The sequence below is a fragment of the Aliidongia dinghuensis genome, from assembly GCF_014643535.1.
Lineage (GTDB): Bacteria > Pseudomonadota > Alphaproteobacteria > ATCC43930 > CGMCC-115725 > Aliidongia > Aliidongia dinghuensis.
Map to the genome: position 1 here is coordinate 469,915 of NZ_BMJQ01000002.1, position 13,258 is coordinate 483,172.

General features: G+C 67.6%; 13 protein-coding genes. 7 read left to right on the top strand and 6 right to left on the bottom strand.

Annotated elements, in window-relative coordinates; genetic code table 11:
* The 6 genes from ubiB to IEY58_RS05565 all read left to right on the top strand — a co-directional run bounded on the left by ubiB (position 1) and on the right by IEY58_RS05565 (position 5,928).
* The gene (ubiB, locus tag IEY58_RS05540; protein WP_189043326.1) at positions 1-1,560 is read left to right on the top strand and encodes a 2-polyprenylphenol 6-hydroxylase; all 1,560 of its coding nucleotides are present in this window, start codon (positions 1-3) and stop codon (positions 1,558-1,560) included.
* 16 nt (positions 1,561-1,576) lie between these two features.
* Positions 1,577-2,797 (top strand): bifunctional phosphopantothenoylcysteine decarboxylase/phosphopantothenate--cysteine ligase CoaBC, encoded by a 1,221-nt coding sequence (gene coaBC, locus IEY58_RS05545; protein WP_229743509.1) that lies wholly within the window; start codon positions 1,577-1,579, stop codon positions 2,795-2,797.
* Positions 2,797-3,246: a dUTP diphosphatase gene (dut, locus tag IEY58_RS05550; protein ID WP_189043328.1), complete on the top strand. Its 450-nt coding sequence runs from the start codon at positions 2,797-2,799 to the stop codon at positions 3,244-3,246. Before coaBC ends, dut begins: the two co-directional genes overlap by 1 nt.
* 124 nt (positions 3,247-3,370) lie before the next feature.
* Positions 3,371-4,327, top strand: a complete 957-nt coding sequence (gene cysK, locus IEY58_RS05555) for a cysteine synthase A (RefSeq protein ID WP_189043330.1) — start codon at positions 3,371-3,373, stop codon at positions 4,325-4,327.
* A gap of 25 nt (positions 4,328-4,352) precedes the next feature.
* The gene (locus IEY58_RS05560; protein ID WP_189043331.1) at positions 4,353-5,123 is read left to right on the top strand and encodes a HesA/MoeB/ThiF family protein; all 771 of its coding nucleotides are present in this window, start codon (positions 4,353-4,355) and stop codon (positions 5,121-5,123) included.
* A gap of 37 nt (positions 5,124-5,160) precedes the next feature.
* Entirely contained in the window at positions 5,161-5,928 is a 768-nt protein-coding gene (locus tag IEY58_RS05565) for a transporter substrate-binding domain-containing protein (protein WP_189043333.1), read from the top strand.
* Positions 5,929-5,976: 48 nt separating this feature from the next.
* On the opposite strand, the gene IEY58_RS05570 is transcribed toward IEY58_RS05565, so the two are convergent.
* The 3 genes from IEY58_RS05570 to IEY58_RS05580 all read right to left on the bottom strand — a co-directional run bounded on the left by IEY58_RS05570 (position 5,977) and on the right by IEY58_RS05580 (position 9,005).
* Positions 5,977-6,684 (bottom strand): sulfite oxidase-like oxidoreductase, encoded by a 708-nt coding sequence (locus IEY58_RS05570; RefSeq protein ID WP_229743510.1) that lies wholly within the window; start codon positions 6,682-6,684, stop codon positions 5,977-5,979.
* Positions 6,685-6,761: 77 nt separating this feature from the next.
* Entirely contained in the window at positions 6,762-7,223 is a 462-nt protein-coding gene (locus IEY58_RS05575; protein WP_189043335.1) for an Hsp20 family protein, read from the bottom strand.
* Positions 7,224-7,487: 264 nt separating this feature from the next.
* Positions 7,488-9,005, bottom strand: a complete 1,518-nt coding sequence (locus tag IEY58_RS05580; protein ID WP_189043337.1) for a helicase HerA domain-containing protein — start codon at positions 9,003-9,005, stop codon at positions 7,488-7,490.
* Between the two features lie 339 nt (positions 9,006-9,344).
* Between IEY58_RS05580 and IEY58_RS05585 the strand changes: the two genes are divergently transcribed.
* Complete coding sequence (locus IEY58_RS05585) at positions 9,345-10,661, top strand: hypothetical protein (RefSeq protein WP_189043339.1); 1,317 nt, start codon at positions 9,345-9,347, stop codon at positions 10,659-10,661.
* A 90-nt stretch (positions 10,662-10,751) separates the two neighbouring features.
* Here the strand turns inward: IEY58_RS05585 and IEY58_RS05590 are convergent, their stop codons facing one another.
* The 3 genes from IEY58_RS05590 to IEY58_RS05600 form a co-directional block, all read right to left on the bottom strand.
* Positions 10,752-11,315, bottom strand: coding sequence for a cytochrome b (locus IEY58_RS05590; protein WP_189043341.1), 564 nt, complete (start codon positions 11,313-11,315; stop codon positions 10,752-10,754).
* Positions 11,312-12,370, bottom strand: a complete 1,059-nt coding sequence (locus IEY58_RS05595; protein ID WP_189043343.1) for a catalase family peroxidase — start codon at positions 12,368-12,370, stop codon at positions 11,312-11,314. Before IEY58_RS05595 ends, IEY58_RS05590 begins: the two co-directional genes overlap by 4 nt.
* A 112-nt stretch (positions 12,371-12,482) precedes the next feature.
* Positions 12,483-13,148: a hypothetical protein gene (locus IEY58_RS05600; protein WP_189043344.1), complete on the bottom strand. Its 666-nt coding sequence runs from the start codon at positions 13,146-13,148 to the stop codon at positions 12,483-12,485.
* Positions 13,149-13,258: the final 110 nt, after the last annotated feature.

Consider the following 13,258-nt stretch of genomic DNA (forward strand, 5'->3'; position numbering starts at 1 on the left):
GTGTTCCGCGCGGCACGGCATCTGGGGTCGCTCGCCCGGATCGGCTGGCATCTGGCCCGGCACGACGCGCTCTTCCCTTTGCGCAACATCGTCGGTCTGACGCCGTTCCTGCGCGTGGCACGCTGGGTTCGGCCGCCGGCCGAGATCGTGGTGGGCTTGCGCGAGGGCCAGCGGCTGGCGCTGGCGCTGCAGCAGCTGGGGCCGAGCTTCATCAAGCTGGGCCAGGCGCTCTCGACCCGCTCCGATCTGATCGGCGAGGAGGTTGCGGCCGATCTCTCGACGCTGCAGGACAACATACCGGCCTTCCCGGGGAGCGAAGCCGTCGCCGTCATCGAGGCTGAGATGGGCGTGCCGCTGTCGCAGCGCTTCAGCCGGTTCGAGCCGGTTGCGGTCGCGGCCGCCTCGGTCGCCCAGGTGCATTTCGCGACCACGACTGACGGTACCGAGGTCGCGGTCAAGGTGCTCCGGCCCGGCGTCGAACAGGCGTTCGCGCGCGATCTCGACTTGCTGCTCTGGCTTGCGGAGCAGTTGGAGCGCTTCCAGAGCATGCGCCGCCTGAAGCCGGTCGAGGTCGTGGGCCGGCTCGCCGAGTCCGTTTCGTTCGAGATGGACCTCCGGCTCGAGGCGGCGGCGGCGGCCGAGCTCGCGCAGAATTTCGCGAACGACCGGGACTTCCGGGTGCCGGCGGTCGACTGGCTCAGGACCAGCCGCCGCGTGCTCACGACCGAGCGCATCCGGGGCGTTCCCGTGGGCGACCGTGCGGCGCTCGTCGCGGCCGGGCACGATCCCAAGGACATCGTCAGCAAGGCGGCGGGCGCCTTCTTCGCCATGGTGTTCCGCGACGGCTTCTTCCATGCCGACCTGCATCCGGGCAACCTGTTCGTGGCGGCCGACGGCGCCATCGTCGCGGTCGATTTCGGCATCATGGGCCGGCTCGACCGCCGGCACCGCTTCTATCTGGCCGACATGCTCCTGGGCTTCCTCACCGGCAATTACCGGCAGGTGGCCGAGGTGCATTTCGACGCGGGCTTCGTGCCGGCGAGCGAGTCGATCGACGCCTTCACCCAGGCCTGCCGCTCGATCGGCGAGCCCTTGATGGGCCAGCCGCTCGAGAAGATCTCGGTCGCACGCCTTCTGTCGCAGCTGTTCCAGATCACGCGCACCTTCAAGATGGAGACGCAGCCGCAACTCCTGATGCTGCAGAAGACCATGGTGCTGGCCGAGGGGCTGGGCCGCCTGCTCGACCCCACGGTCAACATGTGGGCGCTCTCCCGTCCGCTGGTCGAGGACTGGATGGCGATCAACCGGTCCGGTCCGGCGCGGGCCATGCTGACTGCGGGCGAGGCGCTCGCCGGGCTCGAGCGGCTGCCGGCGCTGATGGGCGATTTCGAGCGGCTCTTGAGGCAATTGTCGCACGGCGGCCTGTCGCTCGATCCCGAGACCGTGCGTGCGATCCGCGGCAGCGAGAGCGGGCGCAATCCCATGATCTGGCCGTTGTGGATCGCCGCCTTGGCGCTCGCCGCCATGGCGATCGCTCAACTGGTGGCCGCCACGCATTAGGAGCTATAGTCCGCCCATGGAACTGAGCCTCGCGGGCCGGCGGGTCCTGCTGATCATTTCGGGCGGTATCGCCGCCTACAAGTCCTTGGACCTGATCCGGCGCCTGCGCGAGCGAGGGTGCGCCGTGCGCTGCGTCATGACGGCGGGTGCCCAGCAGTTCGTGACGCCGCTCGCGGCTGCGGCCTTGAGCGAGGACAAGGTCTATACCGACCTCTTCTCGCTGACCGACGAAAGCGAGATGGGCCACATCCGGCTCTCGCGCGAGGCGGACCTGCTGGTTGTGGCGCCGGCGTCCGCCGACTTGCTCGCCCGCATGGCGGCCGGCATGGCGAACGATCTCGCCTCCACCGTGCTGCTCGCGACCGACAAGCCGGTCATGGTGGCGCCCGCCATGAACGTTATGATGTGGCAGCACACGGCGACCCAGGCGAATTTCCGCACGCTCATCGCACGCGGCATCATCAGCCTCGGCCCCAATGCCGGCGACCTCGCCTGCGGCGAGATCGGCTCCGGCCGGATGGCCGAGCCGCTCGAGATCGTGGCTGCCGTCGAGGCGTTCTTCGCCGGTACCGACAGGCCGCTCGCCGGCCGCCGCGCGCTCGTCACCAGCGGCCCGACGTACGAGCCGATCGATCCGGTGCGCTATATCGCGAACCGCTCGTCGGGCAAGCAGGGCCATGCGATTGCCGCGGCACTCGCCCGTCTCGGCGCGCACGTGACGCTCGTCTCGGGTCCCACCCGCGAGCCGACGCCCCCGGGTGTCACGCTCGTGCCGATCGAGACGGCGGTCGAGATGCTGGCGGCCTGCCGGGCGGCGCTGCCGGCCGATGTCGCGGTCTGTGCCGCGGCCGTCGCCGACTGGCGTGTCGCAGAGGCGGCCGGGCAGAAGGTCAAGAAGACCGGCGGTGCGCCGCCGACCCTGTCGCTCATCGAGAACCCGGACATCCTCGCCACCCTCTCGGCCGCGGGCCCGGACCGGCCGCGGCTCGTCGTGGGCTTCGCGGCCGAGACGGAGAATGTCGTGGCGCACGCGACAGAGAAGCGCCGGCGCAAGGGCTGCGACTGGATTCTCGCCAACGACGTGGCGCCCGAGACCGGCACGTTCGGCGGCGATGCCAACACGATCCATCTGATCGACGCGGCCGGGGTCGAGCATTGGCCGACCTCGACCAAGCTCGCTGTGGCCGAGCGCCTCGCCCGACGCATCGACGCCTATTTCGGCGAAGGAAAAGCCTGATGACCGTTCAAGTCCGGGTGCTGCGCCTGCCGCACGGCGCCGACCTGCCGCTGCCGGCCTATGCGACCCCGCTCAGCGCTGGCGTCGACCTGCGCGCCGCGATCGACCAGACGCAGATCCTGCCGCCGCTCGGCCGTATCGCCGTGCCGACCGGGCTCGCGATCGCGCTGCCCGAGGGTTACGAGGCGCAGGTCCGGCCGCGCTCCGGCCTGGCCTTGAACGATGGCGTCACCGTGCTGAACAGCCCGGGAACGGTCGACGCGGATTATCGCGGCGAGATCAAGGTCGTGCTCATCAATCTGAGCCATCGCCCGTTCGCGATCGAGCGCGGCCAGCGCATCGCCCAGCTGGTCGTGGCGCCGGTCGTGCAGATCGGCTGGCAGGAGGTCCCGGTGCTGGAGCCGACCGAGCGCGGCGACGGCGGCCACGGCTCGACCGGCAGGATGTAGCGGCCGCGGCGCCGCGGCATTTGCGGACGAACGAACGGCATCCTACATTCCCCGAAAGTCGACTGGTGTTTGGGCTGGCAAGCACGATCCCTCACCGTTCCTCATCGATCGCCAGGAGAACCTGATGTCTGAAGCGCCTTCTTTCCGCGGCCGGATCTATGACGGCATTCTGGACACGGTGGGGGCGACGCCGCTCGTCCGCCTGTCGAAGCTGACGCAGCACTACGGCGTCAAGGCCGATATCACCGCCAAGCTCGAGTTCTTCAATCCGCTGGCCTCGGTCAAGGACCGCATCGGCCGCGCCATGATCGAGGCGGCCGAGGCCGATGGGCGCTTGAAGCCCACGACCGTGATCGTCGAGCCGACCTCGGGCAACACCGGCATCGCGCTCGCCTTCGTCTGCGCCGCCAAGGGCTATCGCCTGATCCTGACCATGCCGGAGAGCATGTCGGTCGAGCGGCGCAAGATGCTGAAGCTCTTGGGCGCCGAGATCGAGCTCACGCCGGCCGCCGGCGGCATGAAGGCGGCGATCGCGCGCGCCGAAGAGCTGGTCGAGGATATCGGCGACGCGATCATCCTGCAGCAGTTCCAGAACCCGGCCAATCCAGCGGTGCACCGGCGGACCACGGCCGAGGAGATCTGGGCCGACACGGCCGGCCTCGTCGATGTCGTGATCTCCGGCGTCGGCACCGGCGGCACCTTGACCGGCGTCGGCCAGGTCATCCGGCCGCGCCGGCCGGGCCTGAAGATGATCGCGGTCGAGCCTGAGGACAGCCCGGTGCTGTCGGGCGGTGCGCCCGGCCCGCACAAGATCCAGGGCATCGGCGCCGGCTTCGTGCCCGACACGCTCGACACCGAGCAGATCGACGAGGTCGTGCGCATCTCGAACGACCGGGCGTTCAAGATCGCGCGCGAGGTGGCCAAGCTCGAGGGCGTGCCGGTCGGCATCTCGTCGGGTGCCGCCTTGGCCGCCGCCCTCGAGGTCGGCTCGCGGCCCGAGATGGCGGGCAAGCTCATCGTCACGATCATCCCGAGCTTCGCCGAGCGCTATCTCTCGACGCCGCTGTTCGAGGGACTCTGATGTTCGAGGGGCTCTGAGGGGCAAGATGCGCGATCTCGACGATGCCGAGTTCGAGCGCTACGCGCGGCACCTGATCCTCGACGAGGTCGGCGAGGAGGGGCAGGCGAAGCTGCTCGAATCCCGCGTCCTCGTCATCGGGGCCGGGGGTTTGGGCGCCCCCGTGCTGCTCTACCTGGCGGCGGCCGGCGTCGGCACGCTCGGCATCGTCGACGACGACGCGGTGTCGCTCTCGAACCTGCAGCGCCAGGTGATCCATCGGACGGACACGGTCGGCCGGCGCAAGACCGACAGTGCGGCCGAGGGCCTGAAGGCGATCGAGCCGGCGGTCAAGCTCGAGCTTTTCCCTGAGCGGCTGACGGCCGAGAATGTCGACGACCTGGTCGGCCGCTACGACCTTGTCGCCGACGGCAGCGACAATTTTACGACGCGCTACCTGGTGAACGACGCCTGCGTCCGGGCGAAGAAGCCGTTCGTCTCGGGGGCGCTGCTGCGCTTCGAGGGGCAGCTCTCGACCTACAAGCCACATGCCGGGCCGGAGCACCCGTGCTACCGCTGCCTCTTCCCCGAACCGCCGCCGCCCGACAGCATCCCGCGCTGCGAGGAGGCCGGCATCCTAGGGCCGGTGGCGGGCGTCATCGGCACGCTGCAGGCGACCGAGGTGCTGAAGGAGCTCCTTGGCATCGGCGAGAGCCTGTCCGGCCGGCTCGTGATGTATGACGCGCTCGGCACTTCGTTCTACACGGTCAAGGTGCCGCGCGATCCCAATTGCCCATGCTGCGGGGCCGGGGCAAGCTAGCGTCAACGAAAACAATGCCCTTGGGGAGGGGCCGTTGATGCGCCGTTGCCTGTCCGCCCTGTTGCTCGCCGCCGTCGCCGGCGGCGTTGCCTCTGCCCAACCCGTCATGCTCGATACGATCAAGGCGCGCGGCACGCTCATCGTCGGCACGCCCGGCGACTATCGCCCGTTCGCGGTGCGCAACCCCGACGGCAGCTACGAGGGCGCCGACATCGACATGGCCAAGGGCTTCGCCGGCAAGCTCGGCGTCCGGCTCGAGATCGTGCCGACCAGCTGGGCGGCGCTGCAGGGCGATTTCGACGCGGGCAAGTTCGACATCGCGATCGGCGGCATCACGGTGACGCCGGACCGTGCCGCCAAGGGTGATTTCTCCGTCTCGCTGCTCGAGGACGGCAAGCGGCCGGTCGTGCGCTGCGCCGACAAGGACAAGTTCGTCTCGATCGCCGCGATCGACCAGCCCGCGACCCGCGTCGTGGTCAATCCGGGGGCGGCCAACGAGGCCTTCGCCCGCGCCAATTTCCATCAAGCGCCGATCACGGTGAACCCGGATAACATCACCGTCCCGGACCAGATCGTGGCCAACAAGGCCGACGTGTTCGTGACCGACGGCATCGAGGTCGACCTGATCGCGAAGCGCCACCCGGGCGTGCTGTGCGCCGCCGCCGTGCCGGCGCCGTTCACGCATCTGACCAAGGCCTGGTACTTCCCGAAGGACGACGCCCTGAAGCAGGCGATCGATGGGTATCTCGGCCCGGCGAAGGCGGACGGCACATGGGCCGCGACGCTGGAAGCGGCGATGCAGTGACACAAATCGTCATTCCCGCCTGCGCGGGAATGACGATTGGGGAGCCCCCTACCGATACCGCTCCTGCCGCCACGGGTCGCCGCGGGGGTGATAGCCGCGCGCTTCCCAATAGCCGGGGGCGTCGCGGTCGGTGAACCACAGGTGGCGCAGCCACTTGGCCGATTTCCAGAAATAGAGCCGCGGGATGACGAGCCGGACCGGGCCGCCGTGGGCGCGGGTCAAGGGCGCGCCTTCCCAATGGGTGGCCAACATCGCGCCCTCGGCCGTGAAATCGGCGAGCGGCACGGTCGTGCCGTAGCCGTCGAAGCTGCGGATGCGCACGAAGCGCGCTGTCGGCAGCGGCTCGAGCCGGCGTACGAGCGCGGCCGCCCGGATGCCGCCCCAGCGGTTGTCGTAGCGCGACCACTGCGTCACGCAATGGATGTCGGACACGCTTTCCGTCTCGCCCAAGTGCTGGAGCTCGTCCCAGCCCCAGTCGATTGGCCGGGCGACCAGCCCGCCGGCGGAGAGGCGCCAGTCGCGGGGCCTGAGGTTCGGCTGGGTGCCGAGGTCGAGCACCGGCCAGTCCGTGACCAGCGTCTGGCCCGGCGGCAGGCGGCGGCGCTCGGCCGGCTGGGGGACGAGCAGCCGACCCTCGGCGGCCCAGCGGGTCTTGGCGTCGATCAGCTTGTCGCGGTTCATCCGCCGGATGTGGGGGCGCGGCCGCGGCCGCTCCAGACACGATCCGGTGATCGCAAGCGCGAATAGCGAACCCATGAAAAACGCCGCCCGGGAGTGACTCCGGGCGGCGTCGACCGAGACCTTGTCCGAAGGGCCGGTGTTTGAAGGGCCGGTCAGGCGGCCTTCTGGTCGATCACCTTCGGGCTCGGCATGCCGCTGGTGATCTGGATCGTCCGGGGCTTCATCGCCTCCGGCAGCTCGCGCTTGAGGTCGATCGCGAGCAGGCCGTTCTCGAGCGTGGCGCCGGTGACCTCGATATGGTCGGCGAGCTCGAAGCGGCGGTCGAAGCCGCGCTGGGCGATGCCCTGGTGCAGCACCTGCGCGCCGTCCTTGGCCGGCGCCTGGCGCTTGCCGACGACGATGAGCTGGTTCGGCCGGGCGGTGATGGCGATGTCATCGAGCGTAAAGCCGGCCACCGCCAACGTGATGCGGTAGGTCTGCTCGCCCGTCTTCTCGATGTTGTACGGGGGGTAATTGTCGGCCGGCGCCTGATGCAGGGAATCCTGAAGCAGATTCATCACCCGATCGAAGCCGATGGCCGAACGGTAGAGGGGCGCGAAGTCGTGAGCACTCATGTCCATATCCTCGTGATTGAGCAACATGGGAGCGCAGACGGCCGCAGCGGAACCGCCTGCGCGCCTACATGTCCGAACCCCGACTGGGCGTCCGGACGATCCTCGATTTGGTCACGGCGTCGGGGAGTTCAAGGGGTGGCTCGTATTCTTTACCGTCATTCCCGCGCAGGCGGGAATCCAGAGGGGACGCAAAGACTCTCGCTGCGTCAGCAAGCACCGCGCGGTTGCCCTGGATCCCCGCCTGCGCGGGGATGACGGAGAGACCTACCCCTCGACGAATTCCCCCGCCGTATCCGGCGCGTTCGGGTCGCCCGGCGCCGTCTCCCAGCCCAGTTCCGGCAGGGTCACGATGCGGTGGCCGGCGAGGTCGGGGCGACAGACGATCGAGCCCTGCTCCTCCATGTAGGTGAGGAGCCGCCGGGCGCGGCCGAGCGACCGGCTGCCATAGGCGCGCGCGATCGTCTCGTCGGACGGGCAGGGCAGGCGGTCGAGCGCCGCGCGCGCCAACAGCAGGAACACGCCCTGCACGTCGTCGGGCAGGGTGGCCGCAATCGCCTGCGCCTGGCCCCATTCCGGGCTCGCCGCCGCCGCGGCGCCGACGCCGGCGCGCGCGGTCGCGAGCCGCCGCCGGAACGCCGGGATGTCGAGCGGCTTGCCCTGCAGATTGTGGATGCGGCAGCGCACCAGGAAATCCTGGTAGAGCACGGCGACCGGGCGGAACGTCGCCTCCGGGTCGGTCGCGACCTGGGCCAGGATCTCGTCGAGCTTGCGCTCCGTCTCGGCCAGCTCCTCCGGCGTCGCTGTCTTGAGCGCCGCCCGGCCGCGCTCGGAAAGCGGCGCCGGGCGCGACTGGGCCAGCTGCGTCAGGATGTCGGGCGGCGGGCTCGCCGGCGCCGTGCGGCGCACGATCGGGCGTGCCGTCTCCGGCTCCGGCGCCTTCAGGATGAGGTCGCGCATCTCGTCCGACGGCGCCACCGGCAGCGGCAGCAGTTTCGGACTCATGCCGCGCGTCGCGGTCTCCACAGTGCCGATCCTGAGCGGCAGCGGCCGGCGCGAGAGGGCGGGGCCGAGGGCGATGAAATGGCCGCGCTCCAGGTCGCGGAACATCTCGGCCTGGCGCCGCTCCATGCCGAGCAGGTCCGACGCGCGCGCCATGTCGATGTCGAGGAACGTGCGGCCCATGAGGAAGTTGGACGCTTCGGCCGCGACATTCTTCGCGAGCTTGGCGAGCCGCTGGGTCGCGATGACGCCGGCCAGGCCGCGCTTGCGGCCGCGGCACATGAGGTTGGTCATGGCGCCCAGGGACGCCTTCCGCGCCTCGTCCGACACGTCGCCGGCGGCGGCGGGCGCGAACAGCTGCGCCTCGTCGACCACGACCAGCATCGGGTACCAATGGTCGCGCTCGGCGTCGAACAGGCCGCCGAGGAACGCCGCCGCATGGCGCATCTGCAGCTCGACGTCCAGGTTCTCCAGGTTCAGGACGACCGAGGCCCGGTGCTGGCGCACCCGCTCGGCCGTGCGCTGCAGGCCCGCCTCCGTATGGGCGGCGGCGTCGATCACCAGATGGCCGTACTTGTCGCCGAGGCTGACGAAATCGCCCTCGGGGTCGATCACCGCCTGCTGCACCCAGGGCGCACTCTGCTCCATGAGCCGGCGCAACAGGTGCGACTTGCCGGAGCCCGAGTTGCCCTGCACCAACAGCCGGGTCGCCAGCAGCTCCTCGAGATCGAGCGTCGCCGCCGAACCCGCCGCCGTCTGACCCATGTCGATGGCAACCGTCATGCCCCACCCTTCAAAGCCGCAAGGAGCCCCGACTCGGAGGCTCCGGCCGGGGGCCCGCTTCTATAGCGGATCCGCGGGGTCGGAGAGGAGTCTTGATCGCGCAGGGGCGGGGTGCGGGGACTTCTGCTTTGAAAGGGATGGGCTCTCGTATTTTATTGCCTGCTAGGAGGAGAATAATCTTGGTGCCCCACCTGCATGACGTGTGATGACCTGGTGGCCGGGTGGCTCGCGCCATGAGAAGAGAATTGTCTTCGCTCGGTACAAGCGTCGCTCGCGCGGTTGCGGGCGCGACTCGCGGCAACACATCCTCGGCACGTCTAGACAGTTAAAGGAGCATCCATGAGCAGTCGTTCCGTAACACTAGAACAGCCTAATCCACCGCTGAAAGTGCTGGTCGTAGGCTCGGCCGGTCATGCTCATGTCACTTGCTCGACCTGGACCGACCTCACCTCGCTCAACCTCAAGGACTTCGATGTCATAGTCTTCAACGTCGCGTCGCTCGACGACAATACGATTGCCCGGCTACCTCGCCACGGATTCTTTGACAAGGTCCGAAGGGAGCTATCACTCCTGCTCGCATCTGGCGGAAAGATCATCGCGCTTACGCCCGAACGGCGAGTGATCAAGCAAAAGAGCGACGACCCACGCACAAACTGGGAGTGGTCCCCTTTCGATATCGGAATCGCGCTTGAGGCAGGTGACACTATCGAGACCAAGGTGACGATGTTCGAGCGTTACCTCTCGAGGCTTAAGCGTTGGAGCTTCTACTTCTTCGTACCCCAAGGTGCTCTCACTGGCGAGTTGATCGACGTATTTGGCTCGCCGCATCAAAATAAATACATGCTCCAACTCAACGCTTATGCAATTAATCGCTATGGCAAGATGCTTGCTGGTGATGTGCTTTTGGCCATATCTTTTGCTGGACATAATAACATATGTGGTGGCGTTACCGTCCTTCCTGCCATTCCGGAGTTGGAGCAGAAAGAGGCGGTGAGATTAATTCTCGAAGATTTAATTGGTAAGCCGCAGCAGTCGTTACCGCCCGACTGGGTCGATCAGATTCCCATGCCGTTCGTTGCGGCGATCAATGCTGACATCGCTCAGAAGAACGCCGAAATCAAATTGCTGAGCGACGAAATCGCTGCCAACGAGCAGAAGCGTGCCGATATCGAGAAGTGGAAAAAACTCGTCTACGCGACGGGTCGCGAGTTGGAGCAAATTTTTGAGGAGGCCATTGTTAAACTCGGCGCTCAAACTACTCCCGCTAACGCGGAGGAGGAGTTTGTCTTTGAATACATGGGAAAATTTGGCGTTGTCGAATGCAAGGGTGTCGGCAAGAGCGTTTCGCTCGAACATGTGCGGCAAGCCGACTCGCATGTGTTAAAATTTCTCGAGACCGACAAACCCGACGGAAAAGGTGTCTTACTCGGCAACGCGTGGCGAAACCTTCCGCCTAGTGAGCGAGGAGCGGCTGACACCCCAGTTTTCCCGACAAATGTGGTGAAACACGCTGTTCAAAGAGAGATCGCGTTGGTTGGCGCTGCTGATTTTCTGTGCGCTTTCTGCGAGTTTTTGGAGGGTAAAATGTCTGGCGAGGCGATTCTTGACGCTATGTTGACGCAGAGCGGCATCGTCGACTTTCGACGGACTAGTTAATCTTCGATATCACAGTACGCGCATCTGAGGGTAGGCCAGTTTCTCTCAGATACCCGTCCTTTCACTTGCCCTACCACCCCGTGGCAGCCCTCACTCCGCCGGCGCCGCCTCGTCGCGCGTCGGCGTCGGTGCCATCGCTTCGAACACGCCGTCGCGGCGGACGAGGGCGTGGAACAGGGCGGCCGCGACATGCAGCAGGATGAGCGCGAAGAAGGCGAAGGCCAGGAAGTAATGCGCGTCCCATAGCAGCGTGTGCAGGCGGTCGCTCGGCGGCAGGATCGATGGCAGGTGGATGCCGCCCGCCAGCACGACCGGGTATGAGGCGGCCGACAGCATGCCCCAGCCGAGGAGCGGCATGCCGATCATCAGGGCATAGAGCGCCCAGTGCGAGAGCACGGCCGCGAGCTTCATCGGCTCGGGCAGGTCGGCCGGCAGCGCCGGCGCGCCGTGGCTGAGGCGCAGCGCCAGGCGGATCAGCGCCAGCACCAGGATGGCGATGCCGAGCGGCTTGTGGAGCGAGACGAGCGCCAGGTATTTCGGCGTCACGGTCGACACCATGCCCACGCCGATGAACAGCATGGCCAGGATCGCGGCCGCCATGAGCCAATGCAGCAGGCGCTGCAGCGGGGTGAAGCGGCGATGGGTTCCCGTCATGGCTTGGCTCCCGGCGTGGTTCGCGGATAGCTCGCGGCCTCCGCCGTGCGGCGGTTGTAGGAGATCGAATAGGCGGCCGAGCGGGCGGCCGGGAACGGGTCGTCCGACGTCTTGATGCCGGCCGGCAGCACGGTCGGGTCGAAGTTGATGTCGCGGCACGGCCCATCCGCCTCGGCCTCGATCTTCTGCACGACGAGCGTGCCGACCTCGATCGTGCGGCGGTCGGCCGGCCAGGCCTTGCTCGGGTCCGCCGTGGGGTCGCCCGGGTTGGCGACGGTCACCGTCATGGTCCAGCGCTGCGGCCCGGCGGCGACACGCTCCGTGATGTCCTGGTTGAGGAAGTCCGCGCCGCGCTTCGCCAGGTCCTCGGGTGCCACGTCGACCGGCGCCGCCGCCGGCAGCAGCGACCAGCGCACCACATGCTCGGCGTCGGACCCGTCGGTGAAGACGAAGCTGTTCAGGCTGTTGAACCGTTCCTCGGCATAGCTCGCGGTCCAGGGGGCACTCTTGGCCCAGGCGCCGAACGCCGCGATCTCCGGATGCGCTGCGGCGAAATTCTTCATCGCGTCCGGCTCCTTGCTGCCCGAGGCGACCAGCAGCTCGTAGAAACCCTGCGGCGTTGCCACCGGGAAGAACGGCAGGTCGATCATGGCGCTGCGCCATTCCTGGCCGTCCGGCGTCGCGATGCGCAGGCCAAGGCCCCGCACGCGCTCCATCGCGTCCGCCGCGTTCGGGTCGGGTGTGCCGAGGTTGAAGCGCCCCAGCACCGGATATTGGCCTTGGCTGAACACCTGGGCGCGTGACAGCGCCGCGCCAGCACCATTCGCCTCGAACAGGCCGGTGAAGCAGATGCCCTTGGCATGGTTGCGGCGATGGCCGAGCGGCGGGCCCGAGGGCGGCGTCAGCGCGTCCACCAGCTTGCTGGGCGTCAGGCGCTCAGGCGAGAGCCAGCCCGCCGTATAAGCGAAGGCAGCGGCGCCGGCGCCGACGATGGCGGCGATCAGCACCAGCGGTCCAAGCGCGGAACGCGCGGGTGATCGGTGGGGCTCGGGCATTGAAACCTCACGGGGGCCGGGGGCGACGGGAGTCGAAGCGGGCGTGCTGTCTTGCGTGCCACGGCCGGCTCGCCCGTTCAACTCTTTCGAGCAACAGGCGCCTCAGCCCCCGTCAGAACGGGCCTTTGAACGGCTTGCTGGGATCGCCGCGGCTGATCGTGAATTTGGGTCGCGCCGACGCGCGGTCAACCGTGTTGTTCTTGATAAAATCGGCTTCCGCAGATTTCGTGTCGCGGTACTCGGGTTTGACACCCTCGTTCAGCACCCAGTTGTGCCCGTCGCTGTCCGTGAAGGAATCGCCGTCGGCGCCGCGCACGGTCAGCTTCTTGATCTGCGTCTTCTGCAGCTTGGGGGCGAGCGCCGCCGCCAGCTGATTGGCGAAGATCTCGCCGGACGTGGGATGCGCCGCGGCGGACCGGCAGCTGTGCAGCGTGATCTTTTCCAGATTGTTCTTGTTGGTAATCAGCGGCGCCAGCCAGTCGGCGAGGGGGCCGGCGTTGTAGTTGCCGACCTGGGCCTGGTTGCCGTGCGCCACGACGTGGATCTTCTTCAGCGTCTTGTTCGAGGGATCGCTCATGGCCGCCGCGAACTCGTCCGCTCCCTTGCAGAGGCGCACGGTCCGCCCGGCCTTGCCCGCCACCTTCTTCGCGATCTGGCCGGCTTCCTCCTGAATCCTCGCCTTGGAGTCCGCCGTCTCGCTGTCGTAGTCGAGCACGAGAATGGCGTCGGTGATCTCCGTGGGCGCAGTCTTTTCTTCGGGCTTTTTCGGCTTGGGCATCGGGCAGTTCCTTTCGGTGAAACGGCGGACTCGAACCGCCATCCTTGCGGGCGCCCGTTGCCCTTTGGTTTCACAAAAGGGTTATGGTGTGACGGCTGCAATAGGACGGC